Origin of the sequence: Maribellus sp. CM-23, assembly GCF_021354595.1 — a bacterium.
Classification (GTDB): Bacteria; Bacteroidota; Bacteroidia; order Bacteroidales; family Prolixibacteraceae; genus Draconibacterium.
In genome coordinates, this window is record NZ_JADWYJ010000004.1 from 346,004 (window position 1) to 372,324 (window position 26,321).

A 26,321-nucleotide genomic window follows, 5' to 3' on the forward strand; every position below is an offset into this window, starting at 1 on the left:
AAGATTTCGGGACTTGACAGTTTCTTTTCGTTTACATGGCTGAAAACGAGAAGCATTGTATTTGCAGTCAGTTTATTCCAGGTGAATCAGTCCTTTTTTTAGTGCATATTTTACCACGTCGGAATTATTTTTCAGGTTTAGTTTGTCCAGAATGTTCTGTTTGTGGGTTCCCACAGTTTTAACGCTGATAAATAATTTTTCTCCGATTTCACGGGTTGAAACACCTTCGGCCAGCAGCATGAAAATCTCCTTTTCTCTGTCTGATAACTGGTTGTAGCTGTCGTCTTTGGTATTGGCTGCATCAAGGTAGCCATTGATTACCAGTTCGGTTATGTCTTCGCTAAGGAATTTCTTCCCGTTAAAAACAGAATGAACAGCATCGATCAGTTGACGGTGTGTTGAGTTTTTAAGCAGATAAGCATCGGCTCCTGCTTCAAGCATTCCTTTTACGTATTGTTTGTCGGAATGCATAGAGACGGCAATCACCTTTATCTCGGGCAATTTTTCTTTTATAAGCCGGGTGGCTTCAATGCCGTTCATGTCGGGCATGGCAATGTCGGTCAAAAGCACATCGGGATTTAGACGCTGCGCCATTTCAATGGCTGCATTTCCGTTCTCTGATTGTGCAATTACTTCAATGGTTTCATCGGTTTCCAGCAGGTTTTTAAGGCCTTCTCTGAATAACTGATGGTCGTCGGCAACAATAACTTTAATTTTCATTGTTCTATACTTGGGTTGTTAATTCTGTCAGTCGCACTGTTTGTTAACCGGTAAAATTATCTTGGCACGTGTTCCTTTACCGGTTGGGTGTATTTTGAATGATCCGTTGATACTGTCGACGCGTTCATAAATACTCAATAATCCAAAGCCACCTTCTAAATTGGGAGCTTTTATTTTTGCCGGATCAATACCTACTCCATTGTCTTCTACCAAAATAACGTGAGCCTCGTCGTTTGTGTCAACCGATACTTTTACTTCGGAAGCCCTGGCATGCTTGTGTATATTGGTTAAAAGCTCTCCGATGATACGGTAAAGAAAAATTTCGTTTTCCTTGGTTTGTCCGTTTTTGTAGTCTCCTACCTTAAAGGAGGTTTTAATCTGGCAGTTTTTCTCAAATTGTTCCAGTTTCCAGCTTACCGCCGGAATAAGCCCGAGTTCATAAAGAATAGGAGGGCTTAGGTCGTAGGTTAAGGTACGCGATTCCTGTATGGCTTTGTTGAGCAGGCTGGAGGTAAACTCTATTGTCTTTTTTATTTGCGGAGAACAACTCTGTACGTCGATCGATGACAGGTTCATAAACGCCAGCGAAAGGGTTTGTCCCAAACTGTCGTGAAGGTTTTCTGCAACACGGCGGCGTTCACGTTCTTCCACCAACGTGAGTTCCGAATTCATTTTACGAAGCCTTTCCTGGTATTCTTTAATGCGCATGGCCACATTGATCTGGGCGGATAATTCAGCCTGATCATAGGGCTTTGAGAGAAAAGAATCGGCGCCGGCATTCAACCCCTTCGAGCGTTCCGAGCTGTCGTGTCCGAGGGCCGAAACCATGATGATGGGAATCTGTTTGGTTTTTACATTGTCTTTTAAAATGCGGCAGGTTTCGTAGCCATCCAGCCCGGGCATCATAATGTCAAGCAGCACAAGATCGGGCAACTCTTTGGTCGCCTTCTCAATCCCCTCTTCTCCACTTTGTGCTGCGACGAACAGAAAGTCGGGGTAGTGCTTTCTGATAATGTGGGCAAGGAGCTCGAGGTTTATCAAATTATCATCCACTGCAAGAATCTTCCGCATGGCTTTTTATCTAAACGTTTGGTTTTATGTTGGTACAGGTATAAGCGTCATCCGTATCAGGGTTAAAAGTAGTAAAAATGCATGAAGATAAACAAGGCACTTTGTAAAAATATCAGAATGTTGAAAGAGGGGCTTGGGCATGGTGAGCGCTTCCGGATTCTATACTGTTGTTGACGGTCAGGAGGAAACGGGGTGGGAGACAATTAACTTCCCGCTTATTTATGTTTCTTTCTTTATCCTTTCAAATTCTGACTATCTTTGTTGCTTACACAAAAATGTATGTCAGATAAGCCATTAATATTAGTAACCAACGACGACGGAATTCATGCCAAAGGGCTGAGAGAGTTGGTAGAGGTAATGCAGTTTTTCGGCGAGGTAATCGTTATTTCGTCCGAAGTTTCCATGTCGGGGAAAGGATGTGGAATAACCGTTGATCACCCTTTGCGGGCCATCCCGGTTGAACAGATTCACGGGGTGCCTACCTACAAAAGCAATGGTACTCCGGTTGACAGCGTGAAACTCAGTTTTAACAGTCTTTTGCCACGTATACCCGATTTTGTGGTTTCCGGTATTAATCATGGGGCAAATTCCTCGATCAGTGTCATTTACAGTGGAACAATGGGAGCTGCCATCGAAGGTGGTTTGCACGGAGTTCCTTCCATCGGTTTTTCGTTGGATGATTTCAGTGCCGATGCCGATTTTTCCAAAGCAAAATTGGTAGTGGCACGTGTTTTTCAGAGTGTTATGGAAAACGGTTTACCGCCCTTCGTTTGTTTGAATGTGAACATTCCGAAAGGAAAACCAAAGGGAATTAAAATATGCCGGCAGGCACACGGTAAATGGGTGGAAGAGTTTGAAAAAAGAACCGATCCGCACGGTCGTGAATACCACTGGCTGGCTGGGTACTTCAAAAATTTTGAAGAAGATGCACCCGAAACCGACATGCATGCACTTAAAAACAGTTATGCATCGGTAGTTCCGGTAACGGTAGATATGACGTGTTACAAAACGCTGGAGCAACTGAAAGACTGGGAATTCTGATATGCAACGAAACCGCAGACATAAACTGGATACCGTTGGTACCGGACTTTTGGCCGGCCTGCTTTTGCCCCTGTTAATCTTTCTGATTGTTTACCTGGTGAACGACCCGGAGATTGCATTTTCGGAATACCTGAAAGGGTTGTGGCGCATTCATGCCCTGATGAAAATTGGCAGTTTGTGTGTTTTTACCAACCTGGCGGTATTCTGGGGTTTTCTGAAGATGAAACACGAACGGGCAGCGCGTGGTGTACTGGGAGCTACTTTGCTCTATGCTTTTGTGGTGCTCATTTCAAAAGCCATATAGATGAGGTATTATCTGATTGCAGGCGAGGCATCAGGCGATTTGCACGGATCGAACCTGATGAAAGAACTGAAAACAGCGGATTCGGAGGCAGTATTTCGCTATTTTGGTGGAGACCTGATGCAGGCCGTTGGTGGAGAATTGGTAAAACACTACCGCGAAATGGCTTTCATGGGGTTTTTGAATGTCATTCTGAATTTGAAAACCATTGCGCGAAACCTCGAATTCTGTAAAAAAGACCTGCTTCTGTTTAAGCCCGATGTGCTGATTCTGATCGATTATCCAGGGTTTAACCTGAGGATCGCCGAGTTTGCCAAACAAAACAATATTAAAGTTTACTACTACATTTCGCCGAAGGTTTGGGCTTGGAAAGAATACCGGGTAAAAAAGATCAAAGCTTCTGTGGATGAAATGTTTACCATTTTTCCGTTTGAAACCGGTTTTTACCGAAAGCACGGGATGGACGTTCATTATGTGGGAAATCCGCTGATGGATTCGTTTGCCGAATTTCAGAAAACAGCCCTTGCTAGGCCGGAATTTCTCCAAAGAAATCAGCTGGATGAAAGACCACTGGTAGCCTTGCTGGCCGGTAGCCGGGTACAGGAAATAAAACGGACGCTTCCGGTAATGAAGGTTATTTCCTCTCTTTTTCCCGATTTTCAGTTTGTGCTGGCCGGGGTAAAAAGTATCGACGATTCGTTGTATCAATCCTATCTGAAGGATACGGATATAAAACTTATTTACGATCAAACCTACGATTTATTGAATAACGCGCACACAGCGCTGGTTGCTTCCGGAACAGCAGCTTTGGAAACGGCGTTGTTCCGGGTACCGCAAACTGTGATTTACAAAGTGGAAGGCGGTTGGGTAACCGATGTTATTTTCCGTCATTTCATTTTTAAGATGGTGGGGGTGTCGCTCCCGAATATTATCATGGAGCGTGAGATTGTGCGGGAACTTGTGCAGGCAAAAATGACCTTGAATAATGTAAAAAGCGAAATGCAAAAGTTGCTTTACGAAGAGGAATACCGGACTCAGATACAGGATGATTACCGGCAGTTGTGGGAAATGATGGGCGAGCCGGGATGCTCTAAGCGCGCAGCAGATAAAATGGTTGAATTGTTGAAAACAGTGGAAAAACATTAAATTTCTGCTTTGAAAAATATTGAAAGCGTCAAGAAAGACGTTCACCTTAAAACTTTTTGCCGAAGTGTATAGCTTGTTCAAAAAAGAGATCAAAACATTTTTGGGGTCGCTGATTGGTTACCTGGCGGTATTGGTTTTTCTTTTGGTCAGTGGCTTATTCCTGTGGGTGTTTCCCGGAGATTACAACATCATTGAAAGCGGATATTCTACACTCGATCCGTTTTTTTCGCTGGCTCCCTGGCTGTATTTATTTCTGATTCCGGCCATCACGATGCGCTTTTTTGCCGACGAAAAACGAAGCGGTACCATCGAACTCTTGCTTACCCGCCCGGTTTCTGCTTTTCAGCTGGTTTTCGCCAAATTCCTGGCTGGGATGGTGCTCGTTTTTATTTCGCTGCTGCCTACATTGTTGTACTTTCTGTCGGTTTACCTGCTTGGAAATCCGGTGGGAAGTATCGATACAGGTGCCACCTGGGGATCGTTTTTCGGGCTTTTCTTTTTGGCAACCATTTACGTGGCCATCGGGGTTTTTACCTCGTCGTTAACCGACAACCAGATCGTTAGCTTTATTCTGTCCATGGTGTTGTCGTTTGTTTTTTACCTGGGATTTGAGTTTGCGGCTTCGTCCGGAATTTCATACTGGGTAGAGCAGATGTTGACATGGTTGAGCATTAACGAGCATTTTCTGTCTGCATCGCGCGGGGTGATCGATCTCGAAGACGTGATCTACTTTCTGGGGATGACTTTTCTTTTCCTGTTTTTTACGGCCGTGTTTCTTCGCAAGGGAAACATCAAAAGAAAGATTGTTCGTACCCGGCTGGTGCTGGTCACTTTAGCTGTTTTTGTGGTGTTTTTTGCCTCTTCCAGCTTTTTGTTTCGGATTGATTTAACCGTTGATAAACGTTACTCGCTTTCGCCGGTCAGTAAGCAAATTGCTGTTGAAATTCAGGAACCGGTTTCTGTCGAATTCTTTTTAGAAGGAGAGTTGGAGTCCGGATTAAAAAAATTGCAACGCGAGGTTTTTGAAAAAGTAGCAGTGCTAAACGCCTATTCTTCGAAGCCGATTCGCATAAAAGTTACCGATATTTACCAGGTCGTGAACCCGGAGAAACGCGAAGAAAAAATACAGGAACTTTACGAAAAAGGCATCAAACCCACCAGTTTCAGACATAAAACTGAAACGGGGGTAGCAACAAAACTTATTATTCCGGGAGCGCTTGTTCGAATTGGAGGGAAAGAAGTAGCTGTTAACTTTCTGAAATCAAACCAGGATTTTTCCGGCGAGTACAATATAAACCACTCGGTGGAAAGTGTGGAGTTTGAATTGGTGAATGCTTTTCAAAAGCTGATGCGCGGCAAAAAATCAACCGTTGCTTTTCTTGAAGGACACGGCGAATTGGACCAATACCAGGTGATGGACTTTGCCAATGCACTTTCGGGCGACTTTGAAGTGACGCGTGTGAATACCACCTTGCTCGGAAAATATGCCGATAATTTTGATGTGCTGGTGGTTGCCGGTCCCGATCAGCCTTTTAGCGAGCCGGATAAATACATCATCGATCAATACATCATGAACGGTGGAAAAGTGGTTTGGTTAATCGATCCCGTAAAAGTGGATGTTGACAGCTTGTCGCGCGGATTCCGGACTTTTGCGTTTCCGCATGATGTCAACCTGGGCGATCAGTTGTTTAAATACGGAGCCCGTTTGAATTACGAATTACTTCAGGATGTAAATTGTTCACAATTGGCTGTGAATACCGCTCCCGCCGGTGCTCAGCCAAAATATACACTTCATCCCTGGTATTACTCGCCCTTGCTGACACCCAACGATAATCACCCGCTAAGCCGGAACCTGAACCGTGTTTTTGCCGAATACGTTTCATCTGTCGATACTGTTTCCGGGACACCCGGGCTCTCCAAAGCGGTGATTCTTTCTACTTCTCCTTATGCCCGGAGGGTAAAATCGCCTTCATCGGTAAGTCTGCAAAATATCGACAATCCACCCGCCCGCGAATTGTTCAACACGCCTTTTATTCCGGTGGGAGTGCTGATGGAAGGAACGTTTACATCGCTGTATAAAAACCGGATGGTGGAGCAGTGGGGCTTTTCATCGGCTTCCACTTTAAACGAAAGCCAACCAACCAAAATGGTTGTTTTTGCCGATGCCGGAATGATCGCAAACCTGGTGAATTATTCGGGCGAGCGTCCGCAAATCAGCGAAATGGGATACGATAAAGTGGCCCGGCGTGCCTGGGGGAACAAGGAGTTTCTGATGAACACCCTTTTTTACCTGAACGACGACCGCGGTATTATGCAACTTCGAAACCGTACGATCAAGCTCCGGCTACTTGATCAGGTGAAACTGCGGGAGCAAAAAGCATTCTGGCAATGGCTGAATGTTTTGCTACCCGCTTTGATGATGGCACTTTTCGGCCTGGTATACAACCTTGTTCGTAAGTATCGTTACACCCGTTCATAAATCGTGGGTATTTTCGCCAAAAGCCAGGTAGGTTAATATTATTAAAGTTTGTATATTCGTGTACTTGGAGAACTAAAAATCTCATACGGAATTAAAAATCAAAAAAACATAATAAGCACATGAAGTTTGTTGTTTCAAGCACTGATTTACTGAGTCACCTTTCTGCTATCAGCAAGGTAATCAGCAGTAAAAGTACTATGCCGATACTGGACAACTTTTTGTTTCAGTTAAACGATTCGGAGCTGACCATTACGGCTTCCGATCTGGAATCGACTTTGATTACCAGTATCGAGTTGGACAATATTGACGGGACAGGTGCTGTTGCCGTTCCGGCGAAACTGATTACAGATACTTTGAAGGAATTTCCGGAGCAGCCACTGACTTTCCAGATCGACAAAGATTCTTTTCATGTTGAAATCTTTTCCGACAATGGTAAATTCAGCATTATGGGACAGGATCCGGAAGATTTTCCGGAACAGCCCGGGCTGGATGAAGAGGGCGCTTCGTCGATCAATGTAAGCCATGTGGTTTTGCAAAAAGGTATTGAAAAAACACTGTTTGCCACGGCAGATGACGAACTTCGCCCGGTAATGAACGGTATTTTTGTGGAGCTTTCGCCCGATTTTATGAGCTTTGTTGCATCAGACGCTCACAAGTTGGTTCGTTACCGCAGAATGGATGCCAAGTCGGAATTTGAGTCGTCTTTTATCCTTCCGAAGAAACCGGCCAGTTTGCTGAAAAACCTTCTTCCGAAAGAAGAATTCGACGTAAAAGTGGAGTTTGACGATAAAAATGCATTTTTCACACTTAGCAATTATAAATTGATTTGCCGTTTGGTGGAAGGTAATTATCCGAGTTACAATTCGGTAATTCCAACCAACAACCCAAATAAAATGGTTATCGACCGCCTGAGTCTTTACAATACCGTAAGAAGGGTATCTGTATTTTCGAACCAGGCCAGTAACCTCATAAAATTAAACATCAACGATAACAAACTGGTGGTTTCTGCACAGGACATCGATTTCTCGATTTCGGCCGTTGAACGACTGGCTTGTGAATACGAAGGAGACGAGATCGAAATCGGTTTCAAGTCAACTTTTATGCAGGAAATTCTGTCCAATATTTCGGCAGGTGATGTACGTCTCGAATTAAGTGACCCGACCCGCGCAGGTTTGTTACTGCCGGCGGAGAACGATCACGAAGACGAAGACATGTTGATGCTTTTGATGCCAATGATGATCAATGCCTGATCAAATTTAATAATCAGAAAAAAGGTATCCTGGGGTCAACAGATTGTAGGGTACCTTTTTTAATTCATACCGGTATGCAATTACACTTAAAAAATCCCATTGTATTTCTGGATCTCGAAACCACGGGGATCAATATTGTTACTGACCGCATTGTGGAAATCGCGTTGGTAAAAGTAAATGTAGATGGCAGCGAAGAGGAAAGGCTGCTGCGTATTAACCCTGAAATGCCGATTCCTGTTGAAGCCTCGATGATTCATGGAATTTACGATGAGGACATAAAAGATGCGCCTACGTTTAAGGAAGTGGCCAAAACACTGGCCAAATTTCTGGAAGGCTGTGATCTGGGAGGATTCAATTCCAATCGTTTTGATATTCCGCTTTTGGCCGAAGAATTTCTGCGAGCCGATGTGGACATCGACCTGAAAAAGCGAAAGTTTATTGATGTGCAGGCGATCTTTCACAAAATGGAAAAACGAACGCTGGCAGCTGCTTACAAATTCTATTGTAACCAGGAGTTGACCGATGCACACAGCGCCATGGCCGATACAAAGGCTACCTATGAGGTGTTAAAGGCGCAGCTCGATGTTTATAACGGAGTTGAATACGAAGATGCAAAAGGGAATAAATCCCTTCCGATTGTGAACAACGTGGACCAACTGAGCGAGTTTTCTTCGTACGACCGGAACGTTGACTTTGTAGGCCGGATTGTTTACGACGAGAACGATGTGCCGGTATTCAACTTTGGGAAAAACAAAGGAATTCCGGTGGCACAGGTACTGGAAGAGCAGCCCGGGTATTTTGGTTGGATCCTGAACAGCGAATTTCCGCTTTACACCAAAAAAGTGCTGACCCAGCTTAAGCTGAAAATGATGAGTAAGTAGCGGGGGCAATTGAAAAAGAAATTGAGATGAAAATTATTTGCATAGGAAGAAATTATGTGGCGCATGCCGCAGAATTGGGAAACGAAGTCCCGGAAGAGCCTGTGTTTTTTATGAAACCGGATTCGGCCCTGCTTCGTAACAACGATCCGTTTTATATTCCCGACTGGACAAAAGAGGTTCACCACGAAATCGAACTCGTCATCAAAATCAACCGTATTGGCAAAAACATCGAGCAGCGCTTTGCCGATCGTTACTATGATGAGATCGGGCTGGGGATCGATTTTACTGCACGCGATGTGCAGGCGCAACTTAAGGCGAAAGGCTTGCCTTGGGAGAAAGCCAAAGCTTTTGACCAGTCGGCTGTAATCAGCAGCACCTTTTTCCCGAAAAGCATTTTCCCCGATCTGGAGTCGATGTATTTTAAGCTCGATATCAATGGGACAACCGCACAGGAAGGCGACTCGGGTCTGATGATTTTTGGCTTTGATGAGATCATTTCCCATGTTTCAAAATACGTAACCTTAAAAATCGGGGATCTTATCTATACGGGTACTCCCGCCAACGTTGGGCCGGTGCAAATCGGCGACCACCTGGAAGGTTACCTGGAAGGCAAGAAACTGCTCGATTTTAAGGTGAAATAAAAAAATAATTTTATTGTGGTTTGCGGTAACTGTAAGTGGCCGTGAACCACAATAAACAAACTCCCAATAACTAAAAAGTAAACAATCAAACAACATGCAAGACCATCATTTTGAAATAGAACTTGAAGTACGCGATTACGAATGCGATTTACAGGGAATTGTAAATAACTCGGTTTATCAGAATTACCTGGAACATTGCCGTCATAAGTTTTTACATGCTGCCGGACTGGATTTTGCCGAGTTGCACAACGACGGGATCGACGCAGTAGTGATTCGTGCCGAACTGGATTACAAGTTTCCGTTGCGGCCAGCCGATGTTTTTCTGATTCGTCTGAGAATGGGCAAACAGGGGCGTTTGCGTGTGATCTTTGATCAGCAGATCATTCGTAAGTCGGATGAAAAGCTAATGGTAAATGCCCGTATTACCACTGTATTGACCAAGAATGGACGACCCATTGCACCTGATATCCTGGAAGGAAAATTTGAAGCGGTTGGCGTGAAAATGGTGGAGGTTTAAGATTCCTGACAACAATTACCCGGGAGATATTTGAGTTTTACAATTGTTGTTTGTTTGATTTGTGTTCCAGTTTAAAGCTGTGCCCGCAATCAAAGCAATGGTAATTTTTTCTGATGAGGGGAAAGGGGCTGGTTGTCAGAAACGACAAGATGAGGTACAAAACATCCCATTTATCGTCGGTGGCATAGCCAAAACTCACATTGGGCGACTGGCAATTCGGGCAAATTACCCGTAACACATCGTCTTTCGACGAAATTCCAAACTTCTCCACCAATTCCTTCTCCTGGTAGAATTCAACGGGTTTTTGCCGGAGATAGCCAAAAACATTGCCATCGAAGTCCAGTAGTTCGCCCCAGAATTCTTTCCATGAAAAGCTAAATTCTTTTTTGTCCAGTTTTTTGAATTCAGCTTCCTCCGCAAGGATCTTCTCAATTTCGGGCTTTGTTAATACCTCTGATTCGATCTCGTTTGTATTGTCGGGTAACGTTGCTTTTGTTCGCAACAGCGACTTGATGCGGAAAATTTCATCCTGTTTTTTTATCGCTTTCTCAAGTGCTTCGTCTATATCGTAGGAGCCGCTGCTGTCCATCAGTTTGTGTTCCGAAATGGAATTCAGTACCTGTCTGGCTTTCTCCGCCTGCTCTTCCGGTACTTTTAGTTTTACACCGCCAATGGCTACCGCATCGAACGGACTTACCCAAACCAGGTTTTCGTCGTAAATAAAAGCTTGAATTCCTTCGCTCTCCAAACGGCCTTTTAGTATGTGGCAGTCGATGGGGATGTTGGATGTGTAGATGGTCGTTAGCGTCATTTTGGAATGTTTACATTATTGGTGTCTTCAATGCAGGTTGTTAAAAATAAAAAATCTACCTGTAACTTTCAGTAAATATACTAAATACAGGTAGATTTTCTATGCTGAGTCAGATGTAATTCCTCTTAGAGGATTACTCCCACTTCGGCAGCTGAGCTGTAAAAGCTGTTGCTTACCTCGCGCAGCGTAGTGACTTTAAAATACCGCGCTTTTTCAGGCTTGTCAAACATTTTTTCCTGGCGCTGGTTGGTGTTCCGGAAATGTCCTTTTTCTACCACGGTTTTCCAGGTTTTGCCATCGGTACTCACCTCCAGTTTGTATTCTGCAATGCGTCCGTTGCTTTGTTCTTGCCGGGGCAAATAATCAAAGCCTTTTAGCGTAAGCACTTCACCCATGTCAACCTGAATGAAATGAGGTTGCCCAAGTTTTTCATCGCTCCAGTCAGAATGCCAGAAGGTTTCCGGCTTGTTATCGATCGCTGCCTTGGGGCCTTCTCCCGGATAGCTGCAATCGGCAGTGGCTTTCCATTTCGATTTATTAATCTCGTATATTTTAACCGCTTTGTTACTTCTCATTTTCCCGGGAGTTTCAGCATAAACAGCAAGCTTGCCTCCTTTTCGCAGGTCAAACGGTTTTTTGTAACGAATGGTTTTTCCGTCGTTTACCGAATAATAAACCACCGAATTCTTATCTCCCGATAAGCTCACCATACCCTTTTCATCCCGCTCAATTTCCGGAGCCTGTGTCAATTGTAATTCAGCTGAGGTATATTTTTCAGCAGCATAATCAAAAATCTCTTTTTGCTGGAACTGAACCGGTCGGTAAGTAACCTCGAAACGGTAGATGCCATTTGTGGCAACATATTGCGGCAAAATGCCCGGGCCACAGGTGGCTGTTCCAAGTCCGGTTACCAGGTCGTCGAAGTTAACGGTTACAAAACCGGCATCTTCCAGTTCGTTCATGTGGCGGGCTTTGGTGATAGCTGCATCGTCGTAAGGGTAGGCACTGAAATTCATTGCATTGGGTGCGCTCATCATAAAACCGATTCCTTCTATGTTGGTAACGGCAGCCCAGCGAACATCGGCCTGGTTGCAGTTGTCTTGCGGAACTACCATGTTGTGGTCGTACAATTGTTCTGCGGTTGATGCATAGAAGCCAAATTTGCCTCCGCTTTTGCGGTCAGGATAAGTTGATACACCGCCCAATCCATACCAATTCAATTCGTTAAACGAACGTGGCATTTTCATTTGCAGGCCTACTTTGGCAACCGCAGTAATGGTCGTCGGCAGGTTTACCTCGCTTGAAACCGTAAATGTTCCGTCGCCAAATACCTGGTACTGAATCACCGCATCAAATTCGGTGGTGCTGGTTTTCATCGTAAGCGGGAAAATCACAAGCATAGAGCCGTCAGCCTGGTTTTTGATTTCAGCTTTAGCGGCCACCTGTTCGATTTGGTCCAGCCCGGCAGAAGTCCAGGCGCGCATTCCGTTGCGGTCGCGAACATCGTTCTCTGTTGGCGGACGGAAGAAATTGAGTTTTGGTCCAGCGGTCATTAATTCGGCACCGTTCAGCAGGTACGAAGAAATAACGCCGGTATTGGAGTCAATTGTCAGTTGGAAATTTTTCCCGCTGATAAGCTGGTTGGTTTCGTTTTGCTGAACCAAAACTTCACCGGTGTTTTCAACCATCTTGAAGGGTGCGGCTTGAATGGGTAATTCAAACTCTGCCCAAGCTTGCTCGTGGTGTTTTTTTACCAGTCCTTTTTGTTTTTTGGTAAGCAGCGAGAAGTTTAGCGTATACGACTGTCCCGCCTTGGGCTCTTGCAATTCGGGTATTGAAATGCTGAAGGCTTTTGATTCCTGAGGCTCGACATTTAATCCGGGTATCGTGCCGTGAGCAACAACTCCTTCTGCATTTTTAATGGTCCACGAAAGATTAAATTCGTTCAGGTTGGTAAAGAAATACTTGTTTTTAACCGTGAATTTTCCGGCAGCCAGATCATCAGCTGTAATGGCAATGTTCTGGTATACTTTCTTGGTTTCCCACAACTGCGGGTTGGGGAGTCTGTCCGGATTGATCAGGCCGTTTATACAGAAACTGTTGTCGCTGGGTTTGTTGGTTCCGTAATCGCCGCCGTAGGTAAAGTACATTCTTCCTTTTTCATCCACTTCGCGTAAACCCTGGTCCACCCAGTCCCAGATGCAACCACCTTGCAAGGCAGGATAAGTTTCAATGGCATCCCAGTAGTCCTGCAAGCTTCCGCAGCTGTTACCCATAGCATGTGAGTATTCGCACAGGATGAGCGGGCGGTCAGGATTGTTCTGAGCATAGCGGGTGATACCATCGATCCCCATGTACATGGGGCAGAAAATATCGGTGTGTGCTTCCAGGCCGGCGCGTTCGTACTGAACCGGACGGCTTTGGTCGCGCTCTTTGATCCATTTGGTACCTTCCACAAAGTTGATCCCGTCGCCGGCTTCGTTGCCCAGCGACCAGGTAACAATACAGGCATGGTTTTTATCGCGTTCCACCATCCGCTCTATGCGGTCGATGTGCATCGGACCCCATTCCGGTTGTTTGGCCAGGCTGGCTTCGCCGTAACCCATTCCGTGCGATTCAATGTTGGCTTCGTCAATCACATACAAACCATACAAATCGCAAAGAGTATAAAACTCCGGATCGTCAGGGTAGTGACAGGTACGCACGGTGTTGATGTTAAACTCTTTCATTAGCTGAAGGTCTTTCAGTGTTATTTCGCGGCTGATCACATGGCCCTTGTCGGGATCGTGTTCGTGGCGGTTAACACCTTTTACATAAACAGCTTTCCCATTCACCAAAAACTGTCCGTTTTTGATTTCAGCGGTGCGGAAACCTATGTTTTGCGAAATGGCCTGCACGGTTTTTCCAGTCGCATCTTTCAATACAATCAGTAATTTGTACAGGTTGGGTTGTTCTGCCGACCATTTCAGCGGATTATCAAGGGTTGCTTTGAGCTTGAAATGAGTTGCGTTTATTCCAACTGCCTGAGAAACTGACAGGTCAATGTGTTTTTCACTTTTGTCGAGGTTCGAAACCACGGCTTGTACGGTATAGTTTCCCTGGTTGGCAGCGGTAAGGTTCTGTACTTCCACATCCAGAGAAAAAGTTCCGTTATGGTAGTTTTCGTCCAATCCCGCCAAAACAAAATAGTCGCGGATATTAACCTGTGGTGTTGCGAGCAGGTAAACGTCGCGTTCAATACCACTGATGCGCCAGAAATCCTGGCATTCGAGATAACTTCCGGTACTCCAGCGGTACACTTCCAGTGCCAGCGTGTTTTCTCCTGTTCGGATGTATTTTGTGATATCAAATTCGGCCGGTGTTTTGGAACCTTCGCTGTAACCCACTTTTTGTCCGTTCACCCAAATGTAGAAAGCTGACTTTACTGCTCCAAAGTGAATGGAAATCTGGCGTCCGTCCCAGTTCGCCGGAATAGAAAACGAGCGGCGGTAGCTGCCCACCGGGTTGTAATCGTGAGGAATGTGGGGCGGATTGGGGCGTTTTTTTTCGATTTGCCAAAAAGGATAAGTGGTGTTTACATAAATGGCGGTATCAAACCCCTGGCGTTCCCAGTTGCCCGGAACCTGAATGTCGGCCCACCGGCTTGCATCAAAATCTTCCCGGTAAAAATCGAGTGGCCGCCCGGCCGGATTGCTCGAAATATTGAATTTCCAGGTACCATTCAGCGATTGATAGTATGCTGATTCATTTTTGTTATTGTCCCATGCCTGCTGTTCATTTTCGAACGGAATAAAAAAGGCATGCGGAGCAGAGCGGTTGATATTAAATACTGCCGGATTTTCCCAATCGGGAATTTCCTGCGCAAAAACCAATGTGCTGCTAAAGAGGGAAATAAATAAAAAGCAGATAGTTTTTAACATGATAAATGGGTTTATTGTTTGCTTATAGAAGCTGGCAAAAATACAATAATTTGGATAGCTTGCTTAAGTCAGTGAGACTATGAGTTTGTTCTTCAAGATTATTTAGCCGAACCAACTCTGAGCAATGGAGAGGGGAGCACATGGGGTATATTTCCCGAACTTGGCTGTGAGGAGTTTCACTTCCTGAAAGAAATATTGTTTGTTAAGGAAGGATGAAAGAAACAAATCTTTTTGAGTGATCACCCCTTCAATAAATACTTAATCGGCTAAACGCACGTTATCCTAACAGCTGTTTAAAAAAAACATTTACTTTTACTTCCCGAAATAGAACTGGGCATGAAGCAAATTCGATTAGCAGTACTTTCTCTGGTAATACTTATTTTGAGTGGATGCGGGTCGGCACGGTATGGCCGTGATGCCCTGCTTTCGCAGGATATTGGTGAATATTACAAAGCCATTGAACTTTATAAAAAGGCGCGGAAAAAAGAAAAGAGCCGTACTAAACGTATTGAGTACGCGTATAACATTGCCGAAAGTTACCGGGCAATAGGGCAGTACGAATATGCGGCCCAGAACTACAAGTTTGCGATTCGTTTGGGGTACCCCGATAATGAGGCCTTGCTGCGTTATGCCGAAATGTTGCGCATTACCCAGGATTTTGAGGAAGCAACTGAAACGTATCGGACCTACCTTGATTCTGTTCCGGGTGACCAACGTGCCCTCGACGGGGTGGAAGCCATGCGGAAAACACAGGAGTGGGTCGCCTATCCAACCCGGCACATTATTAACCCGATCAAAGAAATCAACTCGCCTCAAAGCGATTTTGCACCGGTGTTTGTCGGAGGACGTGATAACGAGGTGATTTTTACTTCCACACGCAAGGCTGCGACCGGGAAAAAGGAAAGCATGATACACGGGCAAAAATATGCCGATTTGTTCAGGGCTAATTTTAGTGTCCAGCGCCAGAAATGGCAGCAACCTAAATTGCTTGATGAAACACTGATGATCAATACCGGCGATGAGGAAGGTGCTGCTGCACTGAATTCTTCGGGTGAACAGATGATATTTACACGTTGCCGTTACGATAAAACACAAGCCATGGGAACCGAGTTGTATTCCACTTCTCAGTCGAGAGGCTCGTGGTCCGAACCGATCAAACTGGAAGTGGTGGGCGACAGCATTATTGCAGCGCATCCGGCATTGAGCCCCGATGGTTCGGTGTTGTACTTTGTTTCTGACATGCCCGGCGGGCAGGGCGGCAAAGACATTTGGATGGCCAGGGCTGAAGGCAGTTCGTACGGAAAGCCTGTCAATATGGGCTCTGTGATCAATACAGCCGGCGACGAGATGTTCCCGTTTGTGAGAGACAACGGTGAGTTATATTTTGCTTCCGACGGCCACATTGGTATGGGAGGACTCGATTTGTTTGTGGCGACCAAAAACGAGGACGATGTTTGGATCGTTAACAACATGGGTTCGCCCATGAACTCGAGTGGCGACGATTTTGGAATTTCGTATGTAACCGGCGAAAACGAAGGGATGTTTACTTCGAACCGTAAAGGATCGCGGGGCGACGACATCTATTCGTTTATGGTGCCGCCGAAAATCTACGAAGTGGAAGCCGATATTTTCGACAACGAAACCAAGGGCAGGCTCGACGGAGCTACAGTTCGTGTAATCGGTACCGATGGAACCAACCTGAAAGTACGCGCACGAAACGGTAATTTCAAAATGAAACTAAAACCGGAAACCGAATATATTTTTGCTGCTTTCAAAGATGGTTACCTGCGGGATAAGGCCGCAGCCAATACCATTGGACTGGAGGAAAGCAAGGATTTCAGGTTTGAAATGTTTTTGACACCAACCGATGCGCCGATCAAAATTGAAAACATTAATTATGAATTTGGCAGCTGGGAGTTGATGGAAAGTTCCAAAGTTGCCCTGGATACGCTGGTAGAAGTACTGGTGTTCAACCCAACCATTACCATTGAGTTAATGGCACATACCGACCACATTGGCAGCGACCAGTTTAACTTCGATTTGTCGCAGAAACGTGCGCAAAGTGTGGTGGATTACCTGATTGAAAAGGGGATCAGTCCGCAGCGTTTGGTGGCAAAAGGTTACGGTGAAACCTGGCCTAAAACGGTTACTCGCGAACTGGCGAAACAATACGATTTTCTGAAAAGAGGGGATGAGCTGACCGAAGAGTTTATCAGTCAGTTAACACCCGAGCAACAGGAAATAGCCAAGGCGATGAATCGTCGTACGGAATTCAGGGTGTTGTCAACCGATTTTATCGAGAAGTTTGATGCCGAGCCGGAACGTTAGTCTGTTGTAAGTTTGCACACCTCTATTTAATGTCGTTTCGCCCTCTTGCTGTGATTCGGTATTGCAATCTAATTGTCCTAACGTCTTGCCGTCTGGTTGTCTTGTCGTCTAGCCAGCTTGCAACTCATACCGCAGTTATCTGTAAATAACCGATTTTTCCAACGTAATTTTTGTTTTGGGGGATAAGATACTTTCCTGGAATTGGTTGTTACTTATTTTCTTCCGGCTTTTTAACCTTGCGGGTGAAATCGTAATCACTGACCCTTTTGTTTTTGGTGCGGCGAATCACCCGGCCCATTACATCAGAAGGAGAAAAACGGAAGATACTTACCGAAGAAGCTTCGGTGCGCATTACCTGGTTGTGTTCTGTCATGATGGTGACCACCGGACTGTTTTGGTCGGGATTGATTTTTTGAAAAGGAGGAACCTGGTACTCATTCATGAAAGACATGTTGTCGCGCGCCCGGTCCATATCGGTTTTTTGGTTGGGGCTTACCACAATTTCTTTCATCCCGATGTGTTCTGATTCCATTTTTACGATCGGGTTTATAAGCAGCGAACTTACTTTCGATACTTTCCGGAAAAAAGAAATGTGCGAAAACAACAAAGAGTCGGAGGGGGAGACCCAAAGCGTAAAAAAGCCGTTCTCGTGACTGATGTCTTTTTCGTAGGTATTTAAGTTGATGATGTAGACATCGGGCAGCGATTCTCCGTATTCATCGACTACCTTTCCCTGTATCAGGAATTTTTCCTGCTGGGCTGCCAAAGTCAGGCAGGTAAAGAGCAACAGTATGGTTGAAAGTTTCTTCATGGAATGAATTGATTACAGTAAAGTTCGGTATTCTCAATGTTAAATCCCAACCCGTCTTGCTAAATTATGTTAATTTAATGGGCTGAAGTAAAGGTCGATAGCCAGTGTTGTCAATGCTTTGCGGCTAAACATATTCGATCTTCACTTTCTTAAAAAACTTGTGAACAAGGATCCGTACAATGCGTTTGATCACAAATTTGCGCAGCTCCAGCTCGATGGGTTGCTCCGGATCCTGGTGTGCCCAGTTAATGCGTGTTCCCACAATAATATCGATGCTGTCGTGCTGCAAGAGCAGCTTTACCACTTCTTCGGGAGGAGTGTCGCCAAGCCGTGTGTCGCTGTTGTAATTTTCCAGTATCTCTTCCACCTTTCCCAGAGTGAGGATTCCTTCGGTTACCATTTCAAAGCCTTCCATTGTGGCACTGGGTGGCAAGGTATCAATGTTTTTATTTCCGTGCTGAATTTCCACGCTCAGGTTTAGTTCTCGGGCAATGATTTCGGCAGTGGTGCCTCCGCAAATGATTTTTTTTCCGTTAAAACCCTGCACTCTACCCACAAAATCGTAGTCTTTTATTTTGTAAAACGGAGGCCCCGTTATCAGCATAAATTTACGGGGTTCGCGGAAATACATGACTCCGCAGGTAGTATCGTCTTTAACCGAAAAATCGTCGTTCAAACTGGCCTGGTTCACAATTTTCCGGGCGAGTTTGGTGGCCGATATATCGGGCATGCGGGTTACCTGGCTGATCACAAAATCTTCCACCGAATCCATCCCCCAACCGAGGGGATAGCGCTGATCCCCCAGTCCCGATTGCGTAACGCCGTCAGACATAAACAGGATGCGGTCTTCTTTGCGGGCCGTGAATTCGCGGCAAAGCAGGCGTTTCCCGGTATTTTCATCACCACGGATGTCAAGTTCGTACTCGCGTCCCTGCATCGAAATCCCGTTGCGGATGATCAGCACCGGCGGGTTGTCGTAGTTCACAATCCTTACTTTTCCGTCGTCTTCCAGCTCAATAATGGTAAAAGTGGCATAGCTTTCCTTTTCAGTTCCTTTGGGAAGCGTTTCCATAATAATGCGGGCGGCAATCTCGGGTTTGGTGTGAAGTTGTGCATATTTCAGCGCCATGGTGGCGGTAAGTGTCGCCAGCACACTGGCTTTAATCCCGTGCCCGATGCCATCACTCAAAACAAGAATGGTTCGGCCTTCCTCGCGGATGATGCTCGACTGAAAAACATCGCCGCAGGCGGTTTCGCCGCGTGGGCGCAATTGCTGCACATCTATTTCCACATGAAAATCAGGCATTGTCCTCGTCTCCATAGCGGTAGGTTTCAATAATTGAGTTCAGAAGTTCTTCAGTCTCGGCAGCGTTTTCGCCCAGTAAGAAGGCCACTTTTTGCACGGTTTCAATGCTTTTTTTGTTGATGCGGCGGGCGCGGTTGATGATTTCGTCCTGAACCAGCATCGGAGCCGACATATCGCGGAAAACCGCTCCAACCACATGGTTTTTGTACAAGGTAAGCACCGAAACATGCAGAAGCTTGTTGTGAAACTTCAGGTCGCGCTCTACCTTTTCTTCGCCCGAAGTCAGCAGGTTCGAGATCATTTTGTACACTACTTCGGGAACCAGACCATGAACGTTGGCGCCTTTTAGCCCGGGAATGGTTTCGTACAGCTCGCTTGTTTCAGTTCCCATCAGCCGGGCAAAGCTTTCGTTCGAATCCACAATTTTCAGGTTCCGGTCTACCATTACAATTCCCGATGAAATTTTGTGTATCATTTGCGAGGATACCTCCATCGATTCCTGTGCCTTTTCCAACCGTTGTTCGGTTTTTTTCAGCTCGGTAACATCGTTGATCGACCCTACAATGCCGATGATTTTGCCTTCGTTATCCCGAATGACGGCTTTGTTAATAATTACGTAATGTTTGCTTCCGTCGCTTTGTTTTACCAGCGTGTTGTACACCTGCACATCGGGGTTGCTGATCAGTTCCTTGTCCTGGTGTGAATACATATCGGCCATGTCTTTGGAATGAACTTCGTAAACCGATTTTCCGATGATATCGACCTTGGCTTTTCCCGTAAACTTTTCGTGCGCTGCGTTGCACATCTGGTACATACCATTGGTGTTTCGGTAGAAGATCGGTACCGGCAGGGCATCGATAATTTTCTGATGAATTTCCGGATCTTCAATGTTTCCGGCGAGGAAGGATTTTTTATCGTAAATCATGGTTAGCGCTTGTCTGATTTTTTTCCACTTGAAAATTACATATTTTGAAAAGCATTTGAAACTGTCTGTTGTTTTTAATGATTATAAATTCCGCGGGAAAGCCCTCAAATTCATCCTAATCATGTTGCCGGCGATTATATTTGTAACTAAATCTATTGATTAATAAACCGATTACAGGCAGGTGAAACTTTCAGAAATAATTAGCTTAACAAACGCACGGTTGGTGGCCGGGAAAAACGTTGAATCAAACGATGTAACAAAGGCATTTAGTTCAGACCTGATGAGCGATGTTTTAACGCTCGACGAAGAACATATTTTGCTGATTACCGGGCTGGCCAATGTGCAGCTTATCCGTACCGCCGAAATGGCGGATATTGAAGTGGTGTTGCTTTCGAGAAACAAACGCGCATCGCAGGAAATGATCGATCTGGCCAACGAAGTGGGGCTGGTATTGCTCGAAACTCCTTATTCCATATTCAGAGCCAGTGGAATATTGTATAGCAACGGCCTGCCTCCGGTGTACTGATATGAAGATGGAATTTGACATAGCAAGCGGCGATTTTAAAAAGGCCGGGCGTGCTTCGAGCCAGATCAAGAAAGTGCTGAAGCAGTTGCAGGTTGATCCAAAAATCATCAAACGCATTGTTGTGGCCATTTACGAAGCAGAGGTGAACATAGTGGCGCACTCGTTCGGCGGAAAATTAACGGCACTCATTAACGGGAATAGTATTGAAGTTACGCTGACTGACTGTGGTCCCGGTATCAAAGATGTTGAACAGGCCATGCAGGAAGGATTTTCAACCGCTAGCAAAGAAGTGCGCGATATGGGTTTTGGTGCCGGAATGGGTTTGCCCAACATTCGTAAAAATACTGATGAAATGAATGTAACCAGCGAATGGGGCGTAGGGACGACGGTTTGGTTCAGGAATCAGTTTTAGAGTGAAGCATAAAATTGCAGGAAAATGGAAACTGGTGAAAAATATCACGCGATAAAGGTCGATACCGAGAAATGCATGGGCTGCACCCATTGCATGAAAACCTGTCCTACGGAGGCCATCCGTATCAGGGAAGGAGTAGCGAATATAAATCCGGACCGTTGTGTGGATTGCGGCAACTGTTTGCGGGTTTGCCCTGTAGATGCATTTTACATGGATCACGACGCGCTGGATCAACTGCAGAATTATAAATACCGCGTGGCCTTGTTTTCGTCTGTAATGATCGGACAATTTCCGGAAGCATACAGCGAAGGGAGCATTTACGAAGCCTTGCTAAAGCTGGGCTTTACCCATATTTTTGAGGTGGAACAACCAATCCAGCTGCTGATCGACAGTATTCGTGAGCAGGTGGATGCCGCCGAATCGAAACCATTGATTTCTTCTTTTTGCCCGGCCATTGTGCGTTTAATCCGGTACAGGTATCCGTCGCTGATCGACAACCTGGTTTTGGTGAATGCTCCGCACGACCTGGCGGCAGCCTATGCCCTGCAACTTTTAACCAAAGAAGGCGCGCGGCGGGAAGAGATCGGTATTTTCTACATTTCGCCCTGTTCGGCAAAAATGGCCGCCGTTAAACGTCCGTTGGGTGAGAAAGAATCGATTGTGGACGGACTGATCAACATGAACGACCTCTACAGCCAGATCATGAAAGTGATCTCGAAAAAAGAAGAACAGGATACGTCGTGCTGCCGCGATCAACTTACACACGACGGCATTGTGTGGAGCCTGCCACGTGGCGAAGCTCGTCATTTTAAGCGCAAATCGATGGCGGTGGACGGCATTCACAATGTGGTGAAAATTCTGGAGCGCATGGAGAACGACGACATTCCCGAACTCGACTTCCTGGAGTTGAAATCGTGTCACCAGGGATGTGCCGGCGGTATTCTGCTTACCGGTAACCGCTTCCTTACCGTGGAAAGACTCCAAAAGAGAGCCAAACGCTACCCGGTAACAAAGGACTGCCCGATTACCAATTGCAACGTTCAGGACTTAAAAGACAAACTGAAAATAAATCCGATTCAACCCGACTATGTTTTTGCACTCGACAGCGACCGGATGAAAGCGCTGGAAAAACTGCAGAAAGTAGAGCGCATTTTGTGCCAGCTGCCGGGTATCGACTGCGCGGCCTGTGGCGCTCCCAATTGCCATGCGCTGGCCGAAGACATGGTGCAGGGAAAAGCCAAAATGTCGGATTGTATTTTTCTTCAGAACAGGTATTTAAACGAAAATAAGATCACACTAGCCAGGGCTACCAAAAATCTTGAAAAAGCCTGGGGTAAAAACAGATTTGATGCAGACTGTAATAAAAGAGGAGGTAGAAATGAAGGTTTCTGATTTAGTTGAAAAGTTCGGACTGAAAGTTTTTTCGGGTGAAGACGGATTAGACCGCGAAGTAACAGGTGGCTATGTTTCCGACCTGTTGAGCGATGTGATGGGAAATGCAGGCGAGGGAGATGTTTGGATCACCCTGCAGACTCATCAGAATGTAATGGCCATTGCTTCGTTAAAAGACCTGGCCGCGGTGATTCTGGTAAAAGACCGCGAGCCGGAGGAAGACACACTGGAACACAGCAACGAAGAAAGTATTCCGATACTGGGAACCAACCGGCAAACGTTTGAAATAGCCGGTAAACTGTACAATGTTTTAAACCAGTAGAATGCAGCAATTCCGGGCAGATTTACACATACACACCGTTTTGTCGCCCTGCGCCGATGTGGAAATGTCGCCTGCGAATATTGTGCAAAAATCAAAGGAATCCGGGCTTTCCATCATCGGAATTGCCGATCATAATTCGACCCGGAATGCCTGGCTGGTAAAGGAACTGGCACAAAAAGAGGGAATATTTGTACTGACTGGTGCCGAGGTTACCACCAAAGAGGAAGTTCATTGCCTGGCTTTTTTCGAAACCCGGGATGAACTACTTCAATTTCAAACTTACCTGGAAGAAAACATTCAAAAAGTACCGAACAAAGAAGGGCACTTTGGCTACCAGCCGGTGGTGGATGCTGATGAAAACATCCTGGAAATGGTGCCTTATTACCTGACTTCGGCCCTGAACAAAGGAATTTCCAACGTTCAAAAAAAAGTAGATGAATTAAACGGAATCTTTATCCCGGCACATGTTAACCGGCCGTTGAACGGCTTGTTTTCCCAACTCGGATTTTTGCCCCCCCGGCTGCGTTTTGATGCGCTTGAAGTTACCGGCCAAACAAAACCCGCGCATATTCGTGAGCGATACAACATTGGCGAAGAAGTTTCGCTGGTGTATGATTCCGATGCCCACTTTCCCGAGGATATCGGGCGAAGTTTTTCTTCATTTTACCTGGAAGAATTAAGTTTCAGTGAAATTAAAATGGCGCTTAACCGGCAAAACAACCGCTATGTAGAAGCATTATGAGAACACTTTCGGAACACATATTAGACATTGTTCAGAATTCGGTAAGTGCGGGGGCAACCTTGATTGAAATCATAGTTGTTGAAAACAAAAAAAAGGACATTTGTTCGTTGACTATCAACGACAACGGTTGCGGGATGGATGCAGAAACGCTCAGCCGTGCAACCGATCCGTTCTTTACATCGCGGAAAACCCGAAAGGTGGGTCTCGGCTTGCCTTTACTGAAACAAAATGCCGAAGCAGCCGGAGGATCTTTCAAACTGGAATCGCAGCCGGAAAAAGGAACCCGACTGGTGGCTGTTTTTCAGCGGTCGAACTTCGACAGACCTCCGCTGGGAGATATCTGGAATACTTTGTACCTGATGCTGCTGAGTTATGACAAAGGAGACCTGATTTACTCGCATCAGACAGAAAAAGGCACGTTCAGTTTCAGTTTTAAGGAGCTAAAAGAAATTGTCGGAGATGTTTCTTTTCAGCAAAAGGAAATACGGGAAGGAATAATAGAATACATAAAAACCAACCTCAGCGATATTGGGGCTAGATAACAGAACACAAATTTAAAAAAATCAATATGGGAAAAATCAAATCACTGGCTGACCTCCGCAAAATGAAAGAAGAGGTGCAGACAAAAATAAAACTTCGGGAAACCAGCAATCACCCCGAGCAGGTGGTGCAGGTGAAGGTAGGAATGGCAACATGCGGCATTGCTTCCGGAGCAAAAGAAACGATGAAGTTTTTTATTGAAGAACTGGAACAGGAAGCCATTGATGCCGTTGTTACACAAACCGGCTGTATGGGCTATTGTTACGCAGAACCTACGGTTGAAGTAACGCTTCCGAAAAAAGATCCGGTGGTGTTTGGTCACGTGGATAAGGAAAAAGTGCACGAAATCATCAATAGTTACATCAAACGAGGTGAACTGATCGACGGTATTATCCCGGTAAATTTTAAAACCATTGACGATTAAAACTATACAATCTAACTATGACCGATTACAAAATGCATTTGCTGATCTGTGGCGGTACCGGATGTAAAGCCTCGGAAAGCGATGAGATAAAGAACAGACTAAATCAGTTTATTGAGAAACACGGACTGGAAGACGAGGTGCAGGTGGTGATGACCGGTTGCTTTGGTTTTTGCGAAAAGGGCCCGATCGTAAAAGTGCTGCCCGATAATACTTTCTATGTCCAGGTAAAACCTTCGGATGCGGAAGAGATCATTAAAGAGCACGTGGTAAAAGGACGCCCTGTTCCGCGCTTGCTGTATACCGATCCGAAATCGGAAAAACACGTCAGCGATTCGAAAGGCATGGACTTCTACAAAAAGCAGATCCGTGTTGCCTTGCGGAACTGTGGTTTTATCAACCCTGAGAACATCGACGAGTGCATTGCCCGCGATGGCTACCAGGCCTTGGGGAAATGCCTGACCGAGATGACGCCCGGGGAAGCAATAAAGGAAGTGAAAGACTCCGGACTTCGCGGACGCGGGGGCGGTGGTTTTCCTACCGGTTTGAAATGGGAAATTACCCGAAATGTTGAGAACGATCAGAAATACGTGGTTTGTAACGCCGATGAGGGAGACCCCGGCGCTTTTATGGACCGCTCGATTTTGGAAGGCGACCCGCATTCAGTGATTGAAGCCATGGCCATTTGTGGCTACTGCATCGGTGCCGATACCGGGCTGGTGTATATCCGGGCCGAATATCCGCTGGCCATTCAGCGTTTGAAAGTGGCGATCCGGCAGGCAGAAGAATATGGCCTGTTGGGAGATGATATCCTGGGAACCGGCTTTAATTTCAGGATTGAATTGCGTTACGGAGCCGGAGCTTTTGTATGTGGCGAGGAAACGGCGCTGATCCATTCGATGGAAGGACTGCGTGGTGAACCTACTTTTAAACCGCCATTTCCGTCGGTGTCAGGCTATATGGGGAAACCTACCAACGTTAACAACGTGGAAACGCTGGCCAACATCCCGGTGATCATTAACAAGGGAGCAGCCTGGTTTAGCAGCATTGGTACCGAAAAATCAAAAGGAACAAAGGTTTTTGCACTGGCAGGTAAAATCAACAACGTGGGGCTGATCGAAGTTCCGATGGGAACAACGCTTCGCGAGGTTATTTACGACATTGGCGGCGGAATTAAAGATGGAAAAGAATTCAAAGCCGTTCAAACCGGTGGCCCGTCAGGTGGGTGCTTAACCAAAGAACACCTGGATATTCCGATTGATTACGACAACCTGCTGGCTGTTGGATCGATGATGGGATCGGGCGGTATGATTGTGATGGATGAAGACGATTGCATGGTTTCCATTGCCAAATTCTACCTCGATTTCACGCTGGAAGAATCCTGCGGGAAATGTACGCCCTGCCGTGTCGGGAACAAGCGTTTGTACGAAATTCTGGATAAAATCACCCAGGGGAAAGGAGAGGCCGAGGACATCGAAAGGCTGAAAGAACTAAGTGTTGTGATCAAAGACACTGCTTTGTGTGGTCTGGGACAAACATCGCCCAACCCGGTTCTTTCCACCATCAGCAATTTTGAAAATGAATACCTGGCGCATGTTGTAGACGGTAAATGTCCGGCAGGCCAGTGTAAGTCGCTGTTGCGTTACGATATTCTGGAAGAAATGTGTACGGGTTGTACGCTGTGTTTCCGTAACTGCCCCGTGGGGGCCATCACAGGCGAACGCAGGCAGCCGCATTACATCGATCAGTCGCTGTGTATCAAATGTGGTGTTTGTTACGAAAAGTGCAAGTTTAACGCAGTCATTCTAACTTAATCAG

The 26,321-nt window shown here is 45.8% G+C and carries 24 protein-coding genes; 17 read left to right on the top strand and 7 right to left on the bottom strand.

The genetic code is table 11. The features are described 5' to 3' along the window. Positions 1-72: 72 nt before the first annotated feature. Both INQ51_RS15330 and INQ51_RS15335 read right to left on the bottom strand, forming a co-directional pair. A complete protein-coding gene (locus INQ51_RS15330; RefSeq protein ID WP_233378832.1) occupies positions 73-720 on the bottom strand; it encodes a response regulator transcription factor in 648 nt (215 codons plus the stop codon). Between the two features lie 27 nt (positions 721-747). Beyond that, a complete protein-coding gene (locus tag INQ51_RS15335; RefSeq protein ID WP_233378833.1) occupies positions 748-1,791 on the bottom strand; it encodes a response regulator in 1,044 nt (347 codons plus the stop codon). 279 nt (positions 1,792-2,070) lie between these two features. Here INQ51_RS15335 and surE point away from each other — a divergent pair, with 279 nt between their 5' ends. From surE to INQ51_RS15375, 8 genes are all read left to right on the top strand, one after another. Beyond that, on the top strand, positions 2,071-2,832 hold the full coding sequence (gene surE / locus INQ51_RS15340; RefSeq protein ID WP_233378834.1) for a 5'/3'-nucleotidase SurE: 762 nt from the start codon (positions 2,071-2,073) through the stop codon (positions 2,830-2,832). Position 2,833: 1 nt separating this feature from the next. Further along, positions 2,834-3,136, top strand: a complete 303-nt coding sequence (locus INQ51_RS15345; RefSeq protein WP_233378835.1) for a hypothetical protein — start codon at positions 2,834-2,836, stop codon at positions 3,134-3,136. Next, positions 3,137-4,279, top strand: a complete 1,143-nt coding sequence (gene lpxB, locus INQ51_RS15350; protein ID WP_233378836.1) for a lipid-A-disaccharide synthase — start codon at positions 3,137-3,139, stop codon at positions 4,277-4,279. It begins immediately after the preceding gene. Between the two features lie 19 nt (positions 4,280-4,298). Beyond that, complete coding sequence (gldG, locus tag INQ51_RS15355; RefSeq protein ID WP_233378837.1) at positions 4,299-6,758, top strand: gliding motility-associated ABC transporter substrate-binding protein GldG; 2,460 nt, start codon at positions 4,299-4,301, stop codon at positions 6,756-6,758. Between the two features lie 119 nt (positions 6,759-6,877). Then, positions 6,878-8,008 (top strand): DNA polymerase III subunit beta, encoded by a 1,131-nt coding sequence (dnaN, locus tag INQ51_RS15360; protein ID WP_233378838.1) that lies wholly within the window; start codon positions 6,878-6,880, stop codon positions 8,006-8,008. Positions 8,009-8,082: 74 nt separating this feature from the next. After that, positions 8,083-8,889, top strand: a complete 807-nt coding sequence (locus INQ51_RS15365) for a 3'-5' exonuclease (RefSeq protein WP_233378839.1) — start codon at positions 8,083-8,085, stop codon at positions 8,887-8,889. A gap of 26 nt (positions 8,890-8,915) precedes the next feature. Then, the gene (locus INQ51_RS15370; RefSeq protein WP_233378840.1) at positions 8,916-9,530 is read left to right on the top strand and encodes a fumarylacetoacetate hydrolase family protein; all 615 of its coding nucleotides are present in this window, start codon (positions 8,916-8,918) and stop codon (positions 9,528-9,530) included. A 94-nt stretch (positions 9,531-9,624) separates the two neighbouring features. After that, on the top strand, positions 9,625-10,047 hold the full coding sequence (locus INQ51_RS15375) for an acyl-CoA thioesterase (RefSeq protein ID WP_233378841.1): 423 nt from the start codon (positions 9,625-9,627) through the stop codon (positions 10,045-10,047). Positions 10,048-10,084: 37 nt separating this feature from the next. Here the strand turns inward: INQ51_RS15375 and INQ51_RS15380 are convergent, their stop codons facing one another. Beyond that, positions 10,085-10,858, bottom strand: a complete 774-nt coding sequence (locus tag INQ51_RS15380; protein WP_233378842.1) for a DUF2007 domain-containing protein — start codon at positions 10,856-10,858, stop codon at positions 10,085-10,087. Positions 10,859-10,983: 125 nt separating this feature from the next. Continuing rightward, on the bottom strand, positions 10,984-14,778 hold the full coding sequence (locus INQ51_RS15385) for a glycoside hydrolase family 2 TIM barrel-domain containing protein (protein ID WP_233378843.1): 3,795 nt from the start codon (positions 14,776-14,778) through the stop codon (positions 10,984-10,986). Between the two features lie 336 nt (positions 14,779-15,114). On the opposite strand from INQ51_RS15385, the gene INQ51_RS15390 reads away from it, so the two are divergent. Beyond that, positions 15,115-17,106 carry an OmpA family protein gene (locus INQ51_RS15390; protein ID WP_233378844.1) on the top strand — a complete coding sequence of 664 codons (1,992 nt, stop codon included), beginning with the start codon at positions 15,115-15,117 and terminating at the stop codon, positions 17,104-17,106. Between the two features lie 208 nt (positions 17,107-17,314). On the opposite strand, the gene INQ51_RS15395 is transcribed toward INQ51_RS15390, so the two are convergent. From INQ51_RS15395 to INQ51_RS15405, 3 genes are all read right to left on the bottom strand, one after another. Then, positions 17,315-17,917: a hypothetical protein gene (locus tag INQ51_RS15395; RefSeq protein WP_233378845.1), complete on the bottom strand. Its 603-nt coding sequence runs from the start codon at positions 17,915-17,917 to the stop codon at positions 17,315-17,317. 124 nt (positions 17,918-18,041) lie between these two features. Beyond that, the gene (locus INQ51_RS15400) at positions 18,042-19,238 is read right to left on the bottom strand and encodes a PP2C family protein-serine/threonine phosphatase (protein ID WP_233378846.1); all 1,197 of its coding nucleotides are present in this window, start codon (positions 19,236-19,238) and stop codon (positions 18,042-18,044) included. Continuing rightward, the gene (locus tag INQ51_RS15405; protein WP_233378847.1) at positions 19,216-20,148 is read right to left on the bottom strand and encodes a PAS domain-containing protein; all 933 of its coding nucleotides are present in this window, start codon (positions 20,146-20,148) and stop codon (positions 19,216-19,218) included. The genes INQ51_RS15400 and INQ51_RS15405 overlap by 23 nt, the downstream gene beginning before the upstream one ends. 181 nt (positions 20,149-20,329) lie before the next feature. Between INQ51_RS15405 and INQ51_RS15410 the strand changes: the two genes are divergently transcribed. The 8 genes from INQ51_RS15410 to INQ51_RS15445 are packed head-to-tail and all read left to right on the top strand — an operon-like array spanning position 20,330 to position 26,317. After that, entirely contained in the window at positions 20,330-20,674 is a 345-nt protein-coding gene (locus tag INQ51_RS15410; protein WP_119439744.1) for a hypothetical protein, read from the top strand. 7 nt (positions 20,675-20,681) lie between these two features. Continuing rightward, positions 20,682-21,086, top strand: a complete 405-nt coding sequence (locus INQ51_RS15415; RefSeq protein WP_233378848.1) for an ATP-binding protein — start codon at positions 20,682-20,684, stop codon at positions 21,084-21,086. Positions 21,087-21,110: 24 nt separating this feature from the next. After that, the gene (locus INQ51_RS15420) at positions 21,111-22,478 is read left to right on the top strand and encodes a [Fe-Fe] hydrogenase large subunit C-terminal domain-containing protein (protein WP_233378849.1); all 1,368 of its coding nucleotides are present in this window, start codon (positions 21,111-21,113) and stop codon (positions 22,476-22,478) included. Continuing rightward, a complete protein-coding gene (locus INQ51_RS15425; protein ID WP_233378850.1) occupies positions 22,435-22,800 on the top strand; it encodes a DRTGG domain-containing protein in 366 nt (121 codons plus the stop codon). Before INQ51_RS15420 ends, INQ51_RS15425 begins: the two co-directional genes overlap by 44 nt. 1 nt (position 22,801) lies before the next feature. After that, a complete protein-coding gene (locus INQ51_RS15430) occupies positions 22,802-23,542 on the top strand; it encodes a PHP domain-containing protein (protein ID WP_233378851.1) in 741 nt (246 codons plus the stop codon). Continuing rightward, positions 23,539-24,084 (top strand): ATP-binding protein, encoded by a 546-nt coding sequence (locus INQ51_RS15435; RefSeq protein ID WP_233378852.1) that lies wholly within the window; start codon positions 23,539-23,541, stop codon positions 24,082-24,084. Before INQ51_RS15430 ends, INQ51_RS15435 begins: the two co-directional genes overlap by 4 nt. A gap of 26 nt (positions 24,085-24,110) precedes the next feature. Continuing rightward, complete coding sequence (locus INQ51_RS15440; protein ID WP_119439750.1) at positions 24,111-24,506, top strand: (2Fe-2S) ferredoxin domain-containing protein; 396 nt, start codon at positions 24,111-24,113, stop codon at positions 24,504-24,506. A 17-nt stretch (positions 24,507-24,523) separates the two neighbouring features. Then, positions 24,524-26,317, top strand: coding sequence for an NADH-quinone oxidoreductase subunit NuoF (locus tag INQ51_RS15445; RefSeq protein WP_233378853.1), 1,794 nt, complete (start codon positions 24,524-24,526; stop codon positions 26,315-26,317). The last annotated feature ends 4 nt before the right edge of the window (positions 26,318-26,321 follow it).

What these genes read in the sequence shown, in the direction of transcription:
- INQ51_RS15405 (WP_233378847.1), bottom strand. Translation starts at nt 20,148, where the DNA reads ATGATTTACGATAAAAAATCCTTCCTCGCCGGAAACATTGAAGATCCG.
- INQ51_RS15370 (WP_233378840.1), top strand. Translation starts at nt 8,916, where the DNA reads ATGAAAATTATTTGCATAGGAAGAAATTATGTGGCGCATGCCGCAGAA.
- INQ51_RS15430 (WP_233378851.1), top strand. Translation starts at nt 22,802, where the DNA reads ATGCAGCAATTCCGGGCAGATTTACACATACACACCGTTTTGTCGCCC.
- INQ51_RS15375 (WP_233378841.1), top strand. Translation starts at nt 9,625, where the DNA reads ATGCAAGACCATCATTTTGAAATAGAACTTGAAGTACGCGATTACGAA.
- INQ51_RS15440 (WP_119439750.1), top strand. Translation starts at nt 24,111, where the DNA reads ATGGGAAAAATCAAATCACTGGCTGACCTCCGCAAAATGAAAGAAGAG.
- INQ51_RS15380 (WP_233378842.1), bottom strand. Translation starts at nt 10,858, where the DNA reads ATGACGCTAACGACCATCTACACATCCAACATCCCCATCGACTGCCAC.
- INQ51_RS15365 (WP_233378839.1), top strand. Translation starts at nt 8,083, where the DNA reads ATGCAATTACACTTAAAAAATCCCATTGTATTTCTGGATCTCGAAACC.
- INQ51_RS15395 (WP_233378845.1), bottom strand. Translation starts at nt 17,917, where the DNA reads ATGAAGAAACTTTCAACCATACTGTTGCTCTTTACCTGCCTGACTTTG.
- INQ51_RS15330 (WP_233378832.1), bottom strand. Translation starts at nt 720, where the DNA reads ATGAAAATTAAAGTTATTGTTGCCGACGACCATCAGTTATTCAGAGAA.
- dnaN (WP_233378838.1), top strand. Translation starts at nt 6,878, where the DNA reads ATGAAGTTTGTTGTTTCAAGCACTGATTTACTGAGTCACCTTTCTGCT.
- INQ51_RS15445 (WP_233378853.1), top strand. Translation starts at nt 24,524, where the DNA reads ATGACCGATTACAAAATGCATTTGCTGATCTGTGGCGGTACCGGATGT.
- lpxB (WP_233378836.1), top strand. Translation starts at nt 3,137, where the DNA reads ATGAGGTATTATCTGATTGCAGGCGAGGCATCAGGCGATTTGCACGGA.
- INQ51_RS15415 (WP_233378848.1), top strand. Translation starts at nt 20,682, where the DNA reads ATGGAATTTGACATAGCAAGCGGCGATTTTAAAAAGGCCGGGCGTGCT.
- INQ51_RS15345 (WP_233378835.1), top strand. Translation starts at nt 2,834, where the DNA reads ATGCAACGAAACCGCAGACATAAACTGGATACCGTTGGTACCGGACTT.
- INQ51_RS15385 (WP_233378843.1), bottom strand. Translation starts at nt 14,778, where the DNA reads ATGTTAAAAACTATCTGCTTTTTATTTATTTCCCTCTTTAGCAGCACA.
- INQ51_RS15435 (WP_233378852.1), top strand. Translation starts at nt 23,539, where the DNA reads ATGAGAACACTTTCGGAACACATATTAGACATTGTTCAGAATTCGGTA.
- surE (WP_233378834.1), top strand. Translation starts at nt 2,071, where the DNA reads ATGTCAGATAAGCCATTAATATTAGTAACCAACGACGACGGAATTCAT.
- INQ51_RS15400 (WP_233378846.1), bottom strand. Translation starts at nt 19,238, where the DNA reads ATGGAGACGAGGACAATGCCTGATTTTCATGTGGAAATAGATGTGCAG.
- INQ51_RS15335 (WP_233378833.1), bottom strand. Translation starts at nt 1,791, where the DNA reads ATGCGGAAGATTCTTGCAGTGGATGATAATTTGATAAACCTCGAGCTC.
- INQ51_RS15420 (WP_233378849.1), top strand. Translation starts at nt 21,111, where the DNA reads ATGGAAACTGGTGAAAAATATCACGCGATAAAGGTCGATACCGAGAAA.
- INQ51_RS15390 (WP_233378844.1), top strand. Translation starts at nt 15,115, where the DNA reads ATGAAGCAAATTCGATTAGCAGTACTTTCTCTGGTAATACTTATTTTG.
- INQ51_RS15425 (WP_233378850.1), top strand. Translation starts at nt 22,435, where the DNA reads ATGCAGACTGTAATAAAAGAGGAGGTAGAAATGAAGGTTTCTGATTTA.